Below are 13796 nucleotides of genomic sequence, written 5' to 3'. Positions count from 1 at the left end.
AGCCCGCCCCCAACCAAACTTCTTTTCTTTCGCTGCATTTTGAGGTGAGGGTCTCACTGCCCGTTAAAGCGGGATAAACATAGAAAAAGACAGAGTGCTCTCTGCCTTAAAAGCTTATGTTGCCTTTATAACATATTTAGAAAGCATCCACAAGTTAAACCCGACTGAAATCGTATAGCCCGCGTATGTTGAAATGATAAAACTTACATAATCGAAATACGGAAGCAATACAATATTTAGAACTATCTTCATAATAATTCCAATCACTAGTCCTAGCACCGTCTTCTGCTGTTGATTGATTCCTTGTAGCATAGCAGCCGTTACTGTAAAAAGAGAAAATAGTATGCAAGCAGGAGCATAATACTGTAAAATGATTCTCCCCACCTCTGGATCATTTCCAGCACCGAATAAAAGAGTATATACAGGTTTGGCTAACACCATCATTCCAATTGCCGCCGGTACCGTAATCGCTACTACTAATACATTTGTTCTCGTAAAATGTTTGTACAATAGCTTCGTATTTCCTGCTGTGTAAGCTTTCGTCATCTCTGGTACGAGAGACATACTAAAAGCTGTGGCAACGGATACCGGGATGAGCACAACCATTTGAACAAGACCAATTATCGCATTAATTTTTTCCGCTTCTCCTTGCATATACCCTATTTGTATAAGTAGTTTATTAATTGTAAATGTATCAATCGTCTGATACAACGGAATTGCTAAGCCCACCACAACAAAAGGAATAGAATATGTAAAGAGCTCCTTATAAAGCGAGAAAAAAGATTTCGTTGTTTGTGATATACTTGCCATTTCTTTTTTCTTTAAGTGCCTTCTCCTTCTCATATAATACGCACTTAAAACAGTTAATCCACCTACCGCTCCCATAAAGGCACCAAATGTTGAAATACCAACTGCTAGCGAGACAGATGCTTTTAAAATATATAAAACGACAAAGCTTCCTATTAAAATGGTTAAAACCCGAAAAAATTGCTCTACAACTACACTTAATGCAGAAGGCCCCATCGATTGGAATCCTTGAAAGAAGCCCCTTAATAAACTCATTACTGGCACAAGTATTAACGCAAAACTTACAATTCGAATATTAGTAGTAACCGCTCCTACACTATTCCCCGTTTGATCATTCCCATCGATGACAAGCTTAGCTAAATGCGGAGCTAGCATATATAACGTAAAACACGAAATGACTCCCATTATAAACATAAACACGATTCCACTTTTCAACACTCTCTTAACCGTATGATAATCATTCAGTTGATCATATTTTGATACCATTTTTGAAACTGCAAGTGGTAATCCCATTGTCGCAATGCTGAGCATAATTGTATAAGGGCGATATGCATACGTATATAAAACGTATCCACTCGTACCGACCATTGCTGTAAATGGTATAACATATATAAATCCTAACATTTTTGATATCATCGTTGCCATCGTTAAAAATATCGTTCCACGTATAAACGGTGACCCTTTCATCACATTCCTCCGCTACGCTTTATTATTATACATTATGGACAACTCTTTTTTTTTAGAACCGAACCGAAACAAATAAAAAAAGCCAATGAAAAAATCATTGACTTTAACGCGCTGCTTTTTTCTTTTTGAAATACTTTAAACCAAAGTATAGAGCAATAAAAAGAACAGCTCCTATAATTATGTAATGTGTGTAATCAGATGCATACTCTTTAATTTGTCGCCAATTCCCACCAAGTTTTTCACCTAAGTATATAAATAGAATTGACCACGGAATGATCGCTACAACCGTATAAAGTGTAAATAGTTTTAATGGCATCTTAGCTAGTCCTGCTGGAATAGAGATCGCATGACGTACTACTGGGATAAAGCGCGCAGAAAATATTACGCCTGCTCCATAACGCTTAAACCAACCTTCCGCTATGTCTAAATGATGTTTATTAATAAGTAGATACTTCCCATATTTCTCTACAACCGGACGCCCTCCGTAGTATCCAAGCCAGTATAAAAAGATTTGTGCTAAAGTACCACCAATCGTTCCGGCGATAACTGCACCAACAAAACTAATTTTACCATTCGCTACTAAAAAGCCAGCATACGAAAGTACAATTTCACTTGGGATTACTTCAATCATTAAAGCAAGAGCTACCCCAAAGTAACCTAAGCTTGCGAAAAATTGCAATAACTGATCTATTATGTTTGCTAACATGTTCTTTTTTATCTCCTTTTTTCTTCACATACCATCCCATTATTACATAAAGGCTGCAATCTGCCAATATCTTCATTTTAACAATATGTACAATTCAAGCAGGATTAATCTATTAATTTCTCTTTCTGCGGGTCTTTCATGTAGGCAAACATCTCTTTAATTTGGTCTTCTGTATTTCTAGCAAATGATAAATTAGGCAATTCATTTTCACCAAAAAACTCCACCTCTTCTGTTTCAATGCTAGTTTTCTTTTCTCCACCAATAATCTCGCATCCAATGAAAATCTTATATACATGCGTTGCCGATGGAGATGGTTGATGTTTTTCTTTATCAAATATAGCTAGTAACTTAAAATGATCTACCTCATAACCAGTCTCTTCAAAAACCTCTTTTGCTGCAACTTCGGTTGGCGTATAACCGACATCAGCCCATCCACCTGGCAATGCCCATTTCCCATCGCTTTTTTCTTTCACAAATAATAACTTTTCATTTTGAAAAATAACTGCTCTTATATCAACTTTAGGTGTTTGATAGCCTGTCTCACTTGCAAATAATTTCTCTACGACTTCCCAATCTGTTTTCGTGTAATGTGACATCATTGAAATAGAAATATCTCGTAATTGCTGGAAACGCTCAATATCATACACATCCTTAGAATACGTTAAACCCGCTTGAGCTATAGATTGTATTTGTTTTACCCAATCAATCCATTTAATTTTCATATATCCGCATCCCCATTCTCTATGAAATATATTACTTCATTTTTATTGATACATCTTTATTATACAAAAAAAAGAGATTGATAACGTTTCAATCTCTTTCAAAATTAATCCAATTCATGTAAGTGGTCTTGTATATATTTTCTTCTTTTATTTATATATTCATAAATCATATCAGCCTCTTGATCAAATGTTTCTAATTTTTCTTTCATGTATGGATCTTGTAGTAAATATGGACGAATCAATTCACACAACCCTTCTACTTTCGGCCTCATAACCGAAACTGTAAATTGATTTTCTAATATTTCTTCTAAAATACTTCGATACTGCTTTCTAAATACAGGTATGTCTAGCAATCTTGCACTTAACGTATTATACCCTTGAATGCGAATATATTCATGATTAAGTGGTCTCCCTTGTACATCTCGCCCCCAAGTCGCATCATAATCCCACGGTATAACTTCAAATAAGTTTGTTTCATCGTTATGATATAGTGCATAGTTATGAACAAAACCATCAAAGTTTTGCGTAAAAATAACTCCTGCTAACCATCGTAAATATTTATCTACATGTAGAAACTTCCCAATTTCTTTTTCATAGGCTTCCCTCGTCAAAGTATTCGCTTGAAATACAAATTCACTCAATTGTTCTTCACTATTTTTATTCGAATATTTAAATTCATAACCCGCAAAAAGCTCCGTCTTAACATCTTTATCTCGTTCACTCATTAATGAAAAATTCGCATCATCATCTATCGCATAATAAATAGAACCACTCGGTAATCCTCTATTTTTCAAAAAATTTTCATCAACGGATTCTAACTGTAAATACACACCTTGAATTTGACCATTAATTTTTATAAATACATGTTGTGATTTTGGCGAAAGTACACCAATATCATGAAAAAAATCTAAAGATAATTTATTTCGTATGAGAGACGGATCCATAAACTCCGAATTCAAATGAAACTCTTTCGCACCTTGAAATTTTTTAGGCTTATAAAACATAACATGATAAGACTTTTTCTCAAATTCGCGAATATGAGCTCCTCGGTATACGATATCAATATCATACTTCTTTTTTCCATAAGTTAATTTTGCTGGCACTGGACTATCTGACCAAATGTCCTTTTTCAATTCCACTAAGTACATTGGATGAACAAAAAAATCATATGAAGGCAGCATGTTTTCTCATCCCTTCTCAGTTCTCTTCATTCAATGTATGCGCCTTGTCTTGTCCATACATCCGCTATCATCTATTTATAGAAAATTACACTCTTGTCCTGTTCAGAAAGATGCCTATATACATATCATGTTAAGGAAAAAGAATACCTTTTCAACTTAATACATGATAAGGAGGATTTCTATGAAACGTGATATTAGAAAAGCTGTTGAAGAAATCAAAAGTGCTGGGATGGAGGATTTCTTACACCAAGATCCAAGTACTTTTGAATGCGATGATGATTGCTCTTCAAAAGTTGAATGTAGCGATGATTGTAATTGCCCAAGAACAAGATGTACTCGTGTGAAACATTGTACTTTCGTTACAAAATGTACTCATGTAAAAAAATGGACATTTGTTACGAAATGTACTCGCGTACGCGTTCAAAAATGGACGTTCGTTACGAAAGTAACACGTAGAAAAGAATGCGTTTTAGTTACAAAACGTACGCGTAGAAAACATTGTACTTTCGTTACAAAATGTGTACGCTTTGAAAAGAAATTTTACTGGACTAAACGATGTTACTGTAAAAAATGCGAGTTCTTCCCTAACGGACACGGTGGCTCTTGCGATGATTCATGTGATCATGGTAAAGACTGTCACGATAGCGGACACAAATGGAATGATTGCAAAGGCGGACATAAATTCCCATCTTGCAAAAATAAGAAATTCGATCACTTCTGGTATAAAAAACGTAACTGCTAGTTTTTATACCACCAAAAAAAGGCCGTTTTGCGGCCTTTTTTATATTTATTGAAAGTGACTTATATCTGCAAATTGTTTCACTTTACCAATACCCTCTTCAAATTCTATTATGCTCAAACTGGCACTATGCATAAATGGATCATCCCACACATTTTCTATTTCAATTCGCGCGAAATGCCCTACAAGTAATTTTGCTGCTGCCGCATGAGAAACAATCAATATGTTTTGTCCTTTATGCTTCTCTAAAAGAAGATGCACCCCTTCAATTACTCTTTCATAAACGGCCTCAAAATTTTCGCCTGATGTTGACTGAAAAAGATGTGGCTCATTCCAAAATAGATGTACTTCTTCTGGAAATTGCTTTTCTATATCCGCGATTGTTTCTCCTTCCCATATACCCATGTTGATTTCATAGAAATGCTCATCCGCTATAATGGGTATATCACGTTCCCCCTTTATTAACTCTGCCGTATGAAGTGTTCTTTCGCTCGGACTACTATAGATCGCATGGATTGGTAAATCTTTCATTCGATTTCCTAATTGTTTCGCCTGAACTATACCATTTTCAGTTAAAGCAGAATTTTTTCGTCCCTGCATTCGCTTCGCTACATTCCACTCTGTTTCACCATGCCTTGTTACATATATAGTTGTTTTCATTTCTTACTCCCCCTCACCATGTTGGTCGTAATTCCCACGGTTCAACTCTCCCTACAATCCACTCCGCTCGTTTACTTTCAATCCCTTTTATAACTCCATCAGCTATCTCTTCATGAGTAAGCCATTTTCCATATGTATCTTCTAAAATAAAACCTAAAATAATTCTATGATAAATACATCGCGTACTCCCCATTTTTTGTGCAGGCATACGTGATGCTTTACTACCTAAAATATGAAATAAACTATATGTTTTAGACGACAAATCTAGTTCTTTACAAATATTTGATAGTGCATGTTTTGCACTTGTGTGTACCCATGCAACAACTAATGTGATCGGGCCATTTTTCTTAATTGTACTTTTAATAGCTAGCTTTACATCTTCATCATTATGATAATCTAACGAAAGGCATGTAATATTTTCTGGTGCAGAACTCATTTGCTTAACATTTTCTAATTTCACTTCGTCTCGCCCGATAATAGAAACATAAAATCCTTTCTCACAAAGCCACATAGAAACTTTCTTTAGCATTCCTGTTCCACCAATTACAAGTGCATGCAAATACTATCCCTCCCTAATAAAATGTCATATGAGGTTTCTCATCTCTATAATAATTTAAACGGTCTTGCAGTGTCCCTGAGTGAAATTCAAATTTATGACCGTCAGGATCAACAAAGTATATAGATTCGCAATCTCTTACATCACGTTCTCTTCCTTGTAAAATATGAACATCATTTTCTTCTAATCGCTTTATTAGACATTTAAAGTCTTCTTGTTCAACAGAAAATGCAATGTGCGTATAAGATTGATGAATCTCATTTCTCGGAATATGCGTCTCTTCATTAAGCGCTATCCACACTCCACATATGTTAAAATAAGCCAATTCCCTTCCTTTAACTAATAATTCTCCTTCTAATACTTTTTCATAAAACATAATAGAGTTTTCTAAATTAGATACCGAAAAACAAATATGATTGATTCCCCTTAACAACTATAATTCCTCCTTATACAAATAAAAGATGAGCGAAAATTCACTCATCTTTTATTATACTATTTTTTTGTAATATATGCCCATTTATAACTGAAGTCCCCACCAAACGTATGGTTAGCAATGTCTTTTACAAACGGCTTCTCTAAATAAGCTGTACTTTGTTGGTACGTAGGAGAAATTGCTGCGTCTTGACCAATTAAGATTTTTTCAGCTTCCGCAAGTGCATTCCAGCGTGCTTTATCATCTTTTAATAGCTCTCCTTTTGATTTCGCTACTAAATCATCATACTTCGGATTAGAATAATCCATTTCATTAAATGAGCTTCCAGTAACAAACATATCAATATAAGTCATTGGATCCGGATAATCAGGGCTCCATGCAGATAATGAGAATTCATATTGGAATTTCTTTTCTAAATCTAGCTTCTGCTTGTATGGTTGCTGTTTCAAATTCACTTTAATACCAGGCAAGTTTTTCTCTAGTTCTTCCTTAATAAAGTCGCCCACTTTTTTACGGCTACCGTTATCATCGTTTAGTAATTCAACCGTAATTGTATCTTGACCAAGCTCTTTCTTCGCTTCTTCCCATAATTTTTTTGCTTTCTCTGCATTATCTTTACTATCACGGAAGTTTTTATTTACAGAGCGGAAATCTTTTCCATCCGGACCTGTCGTGAATTTTTCAGGTACTAAGAAATATGCTGGCAATGAACCGTCATTTAAAATGACATCAGCAATTCCTTTTTTATCGTATGCTAAATCAATCGCTTCACGTACCTTTTGGTTTTTAAATGTTGCATTTTTTTGGTTAAAACGTAAGAAATATATGCGTGGATCTAACTTCGTTTTAAATTCATCTGGCTTATTCTTTTTATATTTATCAACAAATTCAGAAGTTAAAATAACTCGATCTGCTTGATCACTATCATATAAATTTACTCCCGTGCTTGTTTCCTTCACAATACTTACATTAATTTCGTCTAACTTTACAGTATCTTTATCCCAATAATTAGGATTTTTCTTCAACTGATAATTTTGTTCATGTTTCCATTGACTCATTGTAAATGGTCCATTATATACTAATTTATCTGCTTCTAATCCGTATTTATCTCCTTGCTCTTTCACATATTTTTCATTTAATGGGAAAAATGTAGGGAACGACGTAAGCTCAAGAAAATAAGGTGCTGGTTGCTCTAATTCTACTACCAACGTTTTATCATCCTTCGCTTTAACACCCAATTGATCTGCTGGTAATTCACCTTTATTTACTTTCTGTGCATTTTTCACATCAAATAAAATGAATGCATATTCTGCCGCTATTGCTTTATCTAATGTACGTTGCCATGCATATACAAAATCTTGTGCTCGAACTGGATCACCATTTGACCATTTCGCATCACGTAATTCAAATGTATATGTCTTTTTATCTTCACTAATCTTCACATCTTTTGCCATACCTGGTGTTGGTTTATTATCTTTATCTAGACGATATAAACCTTCCATTGCATTTACAAATACACGGAAAGATACAGAATCCGTTGATTTAGATGTATCCATTGAAGGAATTTCAGCTGTTTCTAGCAAATTTAAAACTTGTTTATCGGCCATTCCCTTATTCGATTCTTTCTTCGTTGTCGAAGCCTTCCTCACCATTCCCACATCCTGCAACCAATACACTCGTCGTTAACGCAAGTGCAGCAATTGTTGTTGTCTTTCTCTTCATTCTTCCTTCCCCCAATCTATATGTATAAGTTAAATCCTATATAATATATTTCATTATACAAAAGATTCTGATTATTTTAAATATTTATTTTTAACAAACATAGAAAAAAGCGATCAGAAATTTCTTTCCAGCCGCTTTCTTGAATAGCATTTACTTGTAATCCATCCTCTATATCAAATGGATTTTGAACTTTAAATATTTCTTCCATCAGCTTCAAAAACTCTTCTTCAGTTTTAGATTCACCATTAACCATAAGTGAGTATGGTTCCACTTCACCTAATTTATAATCGACAACAAATTGAATCTTCACCTTTTGTCTTGGCGTTCCGGTGTTATATCCTTGGAATTCTACTAATTCTAACCCTTCCGTTCCACGATAATATATCCAACCTGAATTTTGAAAATAATTTTCGAAAGATTCACCTATTGAAAAGAAAGGATATTCATAAAGCGAGCTTGTACGAACCTTTTGAATAACGTCTCGATCAGTCGGAAAAAAGAAATGACTAAAAAATATGCTAGCAACTGCTAAAATAGTAACAATTGTCGCTCCCATTTTGCTCGTTCCGCCGCTATCATTGATTAGATAGTTTTCAACTGATTTATCTTTTATTTCTCTTGCTTTTATTCGGTATATACGTCTTTCCGCAAATTGATAGTATAATCCATTTGCAAAAATCCCCATTCCAAACAGAATAAAAATGAGTAATAAAAACGTAAGAGGCACCATATTAATGATTGGCAACGCTACATTAAACCCCATATAATACGAAAATGCATCACACGCTACTAATAACAACATAAATAAAGCAGCTGGTACATAATACTTACGATATCCTAGCCAGCCTATATTGAAAATAGCAGCCCAACCATTCCAGCTCCACCTAGCAATCCGCTTATTCTCAAGCTCCCATTTCCTTTTGTAATACGGATATTGTCTCCCTACATATACTTCTAGTTCTTTATCTATTAACGAGCTACCTTCCTCTTGTTCATTATCCAAGTTTCGCTGACAACTTGCACAATTTAACTGTTCCTCCTCGCAAGGTTGCCCACAATTTATACATTTCAAAACAATCCCTCTTCCCATCCATACGTCATTTCAAAATACCTTCGTGTTTTAATAACCACTCTTTCCTCCATAAACCACCAGCATATCCAACAAGCTTTCCACTCTTCCCTATTACACGGTGACATGGAACAATTATTGAAATTGGATTCCGACTATTTGCCCCTCCTATTGCCCGTACAGCTTTTGTATTTCCAACTTTCTCTGCAATATCTAAATATGAAGCACTTACGCCGTACGGAATAGTATAAAGTGCATCCCATACATTTTTTTGAAATGCTGTTCCCTCCGCAGACAGCGGGACCGTAAACTCTTTTCTTTTCCCTTTAAAATATTCATCTAACTCATTTATACATTGTTCTATCATTTCATTTTTATTTTCTTCTTGTCGTTCATCAACAAATATAACAGACGTAATTCCTTCTTGATTCGCTGTAATTTCAAGCAAACCTACTTCGCTTTCATAATAAGCCTGGTACATATGCCATCCTCCAATTCAGTTCATATTAGTCATTGTAACACGAATATACAAAATTTTTCGTATAAGCGTTTTATTAGAGAAACAAAAAAGAGAATGATACAATGTAAGAAAATTCAATCTAGGAGGCTATTGGATGAATTCCGAACTTTTTTCACCTTATACAATTAAGGACGTTACATTAAAAAACCGGATTGTTATGTCACCTATGTGCATGTATTCATCGGAAAACGGGGATGGCCAAGTAACGAATTTCCATCTCATTCATTATGGAACAAGAGCTGCCGGTCAAGTTGGTTTAGTTATGATTGAAGCAACAGCCGTGTTACCTGAAGGTCGAATTTCAAATAAAGACTTAGGCATTTGGGATAACAGTTTAATTGAAGGCTTACATAAAACGACTACTTTTATACATGATAATGGTGCAAAAGCTGCCATTCAACTCGCTCACGCCGGAAGAAAAGCAGAACTAGAAACAGATGCGTTAGCTCCTTCAGCCATTCCATTTAATGAAACAATGAAAATGCCAATAGAAATGAGCAAACACCAAATTAAAGATACCGTATTAGCTTTTCAGCAAGCTGCAGTACGATCAAAACAAGCTGGATTTGATGTTATTGAAATACACGGTGCTCATGGTTATCTTATTAATGAATTTCTTTCTCCGCTTTCCAATAAGCGGACTGATGAATATGGTGGTTCACCTGAAAACCGCTATCGTTTCTTACGCGAAATCATTGACTCGATAAATGAAGTTTGGGACGGACCAATATTCGTTCGTATTTCAGCAAATGATTATCATCCTGACGGGCTAACGGTTCAAGATTACGTTCAGTATACAAAGTGGATGAAAGAACAGGGAATAGATTTAATCGATTGTAGTTCTGGCGCAGTTGTACCAGCACATATTGATGTGTATCCCGGTTATCAAGTACAATATGCCAAACATATTAAAGAGCATGCTAACATTGCAACTGGTGCAGTTGGATTGATTACGACCGGAGTACAAGCAGAGCAAATTTTAAATAATAACGAAGCAGATTTAATTTTCATCGGACGTGAATTACTTCGCAATCCGTATTTTCCGAGAATAGCGGCCAATGAACTTGGCTTTGAATTGCAAGAACCTCACCAATATAAGCGAGCACCAGGAAAAATTCATACGAATAAATAAAACCGAGAAGTCATTCTTCTCGGTTTTATTTATTCTATCGTTGTAATTTCATTTGAATTATAAGTATGGATACCCGATTCTTCTCGTAGCGCGGTTATATACATCCCTTTCGCCACATCTTTAGCTGAAATTGGTTTATATTTTTTGAAAGCTCCTTTAAAGATAAACGGAATAATACGAGATAACTTTTCAGCCATTCGTTCGCCGAAACGAAATTCTTGTCGATTTCCTACTAATAATGATGGTCTAAAAATGTGAATACCACCAATCACTAACTTTTGCAATTCTTCTTCCATTTTTCCTTTCACTTGTGAATAAAAGAAGAATGATTTAGGATTCGCTCCCATAGAAGACACGACAAGGAAATTTTGTACCCCTTTTTTTTCAGCTAAACACGCAGCTCGTAACGTATATTCATAATCTACTTTTTTAAAATTTGCTTTTGTTTTTGCTTTTTTTATTGTTGTTCCTAAGCAACTAAAAACATCATCCACAGCAAAGAACTCTTTATATTCCTCTAATACCGAAAAATCAACTTGTTTCTGCTGTAACTTCTCATGTTGCAATTGCATTGGCTCTCTTACAAAAATAGTAACCGAATCGTAGTAATCTGATCCAAGTAATAGACGCGTTATCTCTTGTCCAACTAAACCACTTGCACCAAGTATTAACGCTGTTCGCTTATTCATATATGCATATACCTCTTATTTTACTTTTCTCTCCTTTAGTAAAATACAACCTTTAGGAGTTTCCTGCTCTTATTTTACCACAAGTAAAACACTATGCGTACGCATAGTGCTTTACTCACTCTTTTTTCTCATCTCTCTCTTGTAATTTCGTTATTGTTGTAGCGTCCCCTAAATTACTTATTAATTTTCTTAAAAAAATTAATACGAAAGATAATGGCAATACTACCGCTAATATTAATAAAATAGCTTCCATTAAGTAACCCAAGCGCTCATCCCCCTCTTTACCTCCTTTTCAATATATGAAAACAGCGTTGTCACATATGCATGCATTTGCAAAAATAATACACCTATATTTGACAACTTTATAACAAAAACAAATCGGAATGATTATTATTTATTGCAACTTTATTAAAGATGTATTATACTAAGTTCGCAAACTAAAACGTAATTATTCCGTTTTGTATTAAAATGATATTTTTCTTCTATAATTGGGGAAAATATATCCGTAAAAAAGAAAAGAGGAGAACTTCATGCCTAAAAGATTGACTATATTTTCATTCTTACTTATTTTTACCTTAATTTTCGCTGGCTGCTCAAATAAAAAAGAAAGTAATGCCAAGAAAGATGGAAAGCTAACAGTTTATACAACGATTTTCCCACTTGCTGATTTCGCAAAGAAAATCGGTGGCGACTATGTAAATGTTGAAGCGATTTACCCACCTGGTGCAGATTCACATACATTTGAACCAAGTCAAAAACAAACAGTACAAGTTGCAAAAGCCGATTTATTTGTTTATAACGGCGCTGAATTAGAACCATTTGCTGAAAAAATGGAAAAAACATTACAAAAAGAAAATGTTAAAATTGTAAATGCATCTAAAGGTATTGAGCTTCGTGCTTCTACTGAAGAAGAGCATCATGATCATGGAGATGGCCATAAAGAAGATGAACATCATCACGATAAAGACCCGCATGTTTGGTTAGATCCTACTCTAGCAATGAAACAGGCAGAAAAAATTAAAAATGCACTTGTAGAATTACAACCTGAACATAAACAAGAATTCGAAAAAAACTTTGCAGCACTTCAAACTAAATTTACTGATTTAGACGATGGATTTAAGGCAGCTGTAGCGAACGCAAAAACGAAAGAAATTTTAGTTTCTCATGCTGCCTATGGTTACTGGGAACAACGATACGGCCTAAAACAAATTCCTATCGCTGGAATTTCAGCTTCTGATGAACCATCTCAAAAGCAGCTTGCTGACATTACAAAAACAGTAAAAGAACATAATCTAAAATATATTTTATTCGAAACATTCTCTACTCCAAAAGTAGCATCCGTAATTCAAAAAGAAACTGGTACAAAAGTTTTACGCTTAAATCACTTAGCTACTATTTCTGAAGATGATGCAAAAAATAATAAAGATTACTTTACTTTAATGGAAGAAAACGTAAATACATTGAAAGAAGCAACAAACTAATCCATTATATTTTCTAGGCAGCTGAATTTGTTATTCAGCTGCCTTTTTTGTATTTATCCTTGACTTGACCAAAATAACAAGTAAAATTATCCATATTAGCTTTAAAGCTATATTAATTTAGAAGGTGAGTTGGAATTATGAATCTTCACATTTGTGAAGTAACAGCAAAAAATTGGCGTTCAGTAGTTGCTTTAGACGTCGCAAAAGATCAGCAACAATTTATTGAAAGTAACGCGTTTTCTTTAGCAGAATCATTATATGAAGGAAACGGAACGTCAGTAGGTTTATATGATGGAGAAACACTTGTAGGATACGCAATGTATGGATGGTATTCAGTAAAACATAAAAGTGTATGGCTCGATCGCTTTATGATTGACCAACAATATCAAGGAAAAGGATACGCAAAACGTTTCCTTCGCTTACTCATTCAATTCTTACAAGAAAAATTTGAATGCAAAATAATTTACTTAAGTTTACATCCAGACAACAAACTTGCAATGGGACTGTATGAATCATTTGGTTTCCGCTTAAATGGGGATATTGATGATGAAGGTCCAGTTGTAGGTGTTGTAATGGAGTTACTAATAGACGAAAATACAAGCCTGTGAAAACAGGCTTTTTATTATACATTTATCAATTTTTAGTTTCTCTCCCTTATTTAATTCTGTTTTGCAATCTAATAGAATGCTCAT

15 protein-coding genes and 1 pseudogene are annotated in these 13796 nt (G+C 34.6%); 4 read left to right on the top strand and 12 right to left on the bottom strand.

Going from position 1 to position 13796, the window contains the following annotated elements; genetic code table 11:
• Nucleotides 1-114 precede the first annotated feature (114 nt).
• From AXW78_RS09910 to cotH, 4 genes are all read right to left on the bottom strand, one after another.
• On the bottom strand, nucleotides 115-1494 hold the full coding sequence (locus tag AXW78_RS09910; RefSeq protein WP_000678843.1) for a putative polysaccharide biosynthesis protein: 1380 nt from the start codon (nucleotides 1492-1494) through the stop codon (nucleotides 115-117).
• Nucleotides 1495-1597: 103 nt separating this feature from the next.
• Entirely contained in the window at nucleotides 1598-2200 is a 603-nt protein-coding gene (locus tag AXW78_RS09905) for an undecaprenyl phosphate transporter UptA (protein WP_000880691.1), read from the bottom strand.
• Nucleotides 2201-2304: 104 nt separating this feature from the next.
• Complete coding sequence (locus tag AXW78_RS09900) at nucleotides 2305-2922, bottom strand: NUDIX hydrolase N-terminal domain-containing protein (RefSeq protein ID WP_000695954.1); 618 nt, start codon at nucleotides 2920-2922, stop codon at nucleotides 2305-2307.
• A 104-nt stretch (nucleotides 2923-3026) separates the two neighbouring features.
• Complete coding sequence (gene cotH, locus AXW78_RS09895; RefSeq protein ID WP_000938002.1) at nucleotides 3027-4103, bottom strand: spore coat protein CotH; 1077 nt, start codon at nucleotides 4101-4103, stop codon at nucleotides 3027-3029.
• 181 nt (nucleotides 4104-4284) lie between these two features.
• Here cotH and exsB point away from each other — a divergent pair, with 181 nt between their 5' ends.
• A complete protein-coding gene (gene exsB, locus AXW78_RS09890; RefSeq protein WP_000817483.1) occupies nucleotides 4285-4845 on the top strand; it encodes an exosporium protein ExsB in 561 nt (186 codons plus the stop codon).
• Nucleotides 4846-4890: 45 nt separating this feature from the next.
• Here exsB and AXW78_RS09885 read toward each other — a convergent pair whose 3' ends face one another.
• The 6 genes and pseudogenes from AXW78_RS09885 to AXW78_RS09860 all read right to left on the bottom strand — a co-directional run bounded on the left by AXW78_RS09885 (nucleotide 4891) and on the right by AXW78_RS09860 (nucleotide 9763).
• The gene (locus AXW78_RS09885; RefSeq protein ID WP_000858824.1) at nucleotides 4891-5502 is read right to left on the bottom strand and encodes a phosphoserine phosphatase 1; all 612 of its coding nucleotides are present in this window, start codon (nucleotides 5500-5502) and stop codon (nucleotides 4891-4893) included.
• A 13-nt stretch (nucleotides 5503-5515) separates the two neighbouring features.
• Entirely contained in the window at nucleotides 5516-6061 is a 546-nt protein-coding gene (locus tag AXW78_RS09880; RefSeq protein WP_000543109.1) for a short-chain dehydrogenase, read from the bottom strand.
• A 13-nt stretch (nucleotides 6062-6074) separates the two neighbouring features.
• Nucleotides 6075-6491, bottom strand: coding sequence for a FosBx1 family fosfomycin resistance bacillithiol transferase (gene fosB / locus AXW78_RS09875; RefSeq protein ID WP_061884085.1), 417 nt, complete (start codon nucleotides 6489-6491; stop codon nucleotides 6075-6077).
• A gap of 59 nt (nucleotides 6492-6550) precedes the next feature.
• Nucleotides 6551-8213: pseudogene (locus AXW78_RS09870) on the bottom strand (peptide ABC transporter substrate-binding protein).
• Nucleotides 8214-8289: 76 nt separating this feature from the next.
• Nucleotides 8290-9303, bottom strand: coding sequence for a DUF2628 domain-containing protein (locus tag AXW78_RS09865; protein WP_081113936.1), 1014 nt, complete (start codon nucleotides 9301-9303; stop codon nucleotides 8290-8292).
• 7 nt (nucleotides 9304-9310) lie between these two features.
• Nucleotides 9311-9763 (bottom strand): methylated-DNA--[protein]-cysteine S-methyltransferase, encoded by a 453-nt coding sequence (locus AXW78_RS09860; protein ID WP_000283913.1) that lies wholly within the window; start codon nucleotides 9761-9763, stop codon nucleotides 9311-9313.
• A gap of 133 nt (nucleotides 9764-9896) precedes the next feature.
• Between AXW78_RS09860 and namA the strand changes: the two genes are divergently transcribed.
• Complete coding sequence (gene namA / locus AXW78_RS09855) at nucleotides 9897-10934, top strand: NADPH dehydrogenase NamA (RefSeq protein ID WP_001083646.1); 1038 nt, start codon at nucleotides 9897-9899, stop codon at nucleotides 10932-10934.
• 29 nt (nucleotides 10935-10963) lie between these two features.
• Here namA and AXW78_RS09850 read toward each other — a convergent pair whose 3' ends face one another.
• Together AXW78_RS09850 and AXW78_RS34350 are read right to left on the bottom strand one after the other, a co-directional pair.
• Complete coding sequence (locus AXW78_RS09850; protein ID WP_061884083.1) at nucleotides 10964-11623, bottom strand: oxidoreductase; 660 nt, start codon at nucleotides 11621-11623, stop codon at nucleotides 10964-10966.
• 115 nt (nucleotides 11624-11738) lie between these two features.
• Nucleotides 11739-11888: a hypothetical protein gene (locus AXW78_RS34350; protein WP_000540931.1), complete on the bottom strand. Its 150-nt coding sequence runs from the start codon at nucleotides 11886-11888 to the stop codon at nucleotides 11739-11741.
• A 265-nt stretch (nucleotides 11889-12153) separates the two neighbouring features.
• On the opposite strand from AXW78_RS34350, the gene AXW78_RS09845 reads away from it, so the two are divergent.
• Nucleotides 12154-13104 (top strand): metal ABC transporter substrate-binding protein, encoded by a 951-nt coding sequence (locus AXW78_RS09845; RefSeq protein ID WP_001126151.1) that lies wholly within the window; start codon nucleotides 12154-12156, stop codon nucleotides 13102-13104.
• Between the two features lie 137 nt (nucleotides 13105-13241).
• Nucleotides 13242-13712: a GNAT family N-acetyltransferase gene (locus AXW78_RS09840; RefSeq protein WP_001048677.1), complete on the top strand. Its 471-nt coding sequence runs from the start codon at nucleotides 13242-13244 to the stop codon at nucleotides 13710-13712.
• The last annotated feature ends 84 nt before the right edge of the window (nucleotides 13713-13796 follow it).

Source organism: Bacillus thuringiensis (assembly GCF_001595725.1).
Taxonomy (GTDB): Bacteria; Bacillota; Bacilli; order Bacillales; family Bacillaceae_G; genus Bacillus_A; species Bacillus_A thuringiensis_K.
The sequence above is the reverse complement of the archived record's forward strand: the minus strand, read 5'-3'. Positions and strand labels throughout refer to the sequence as shown.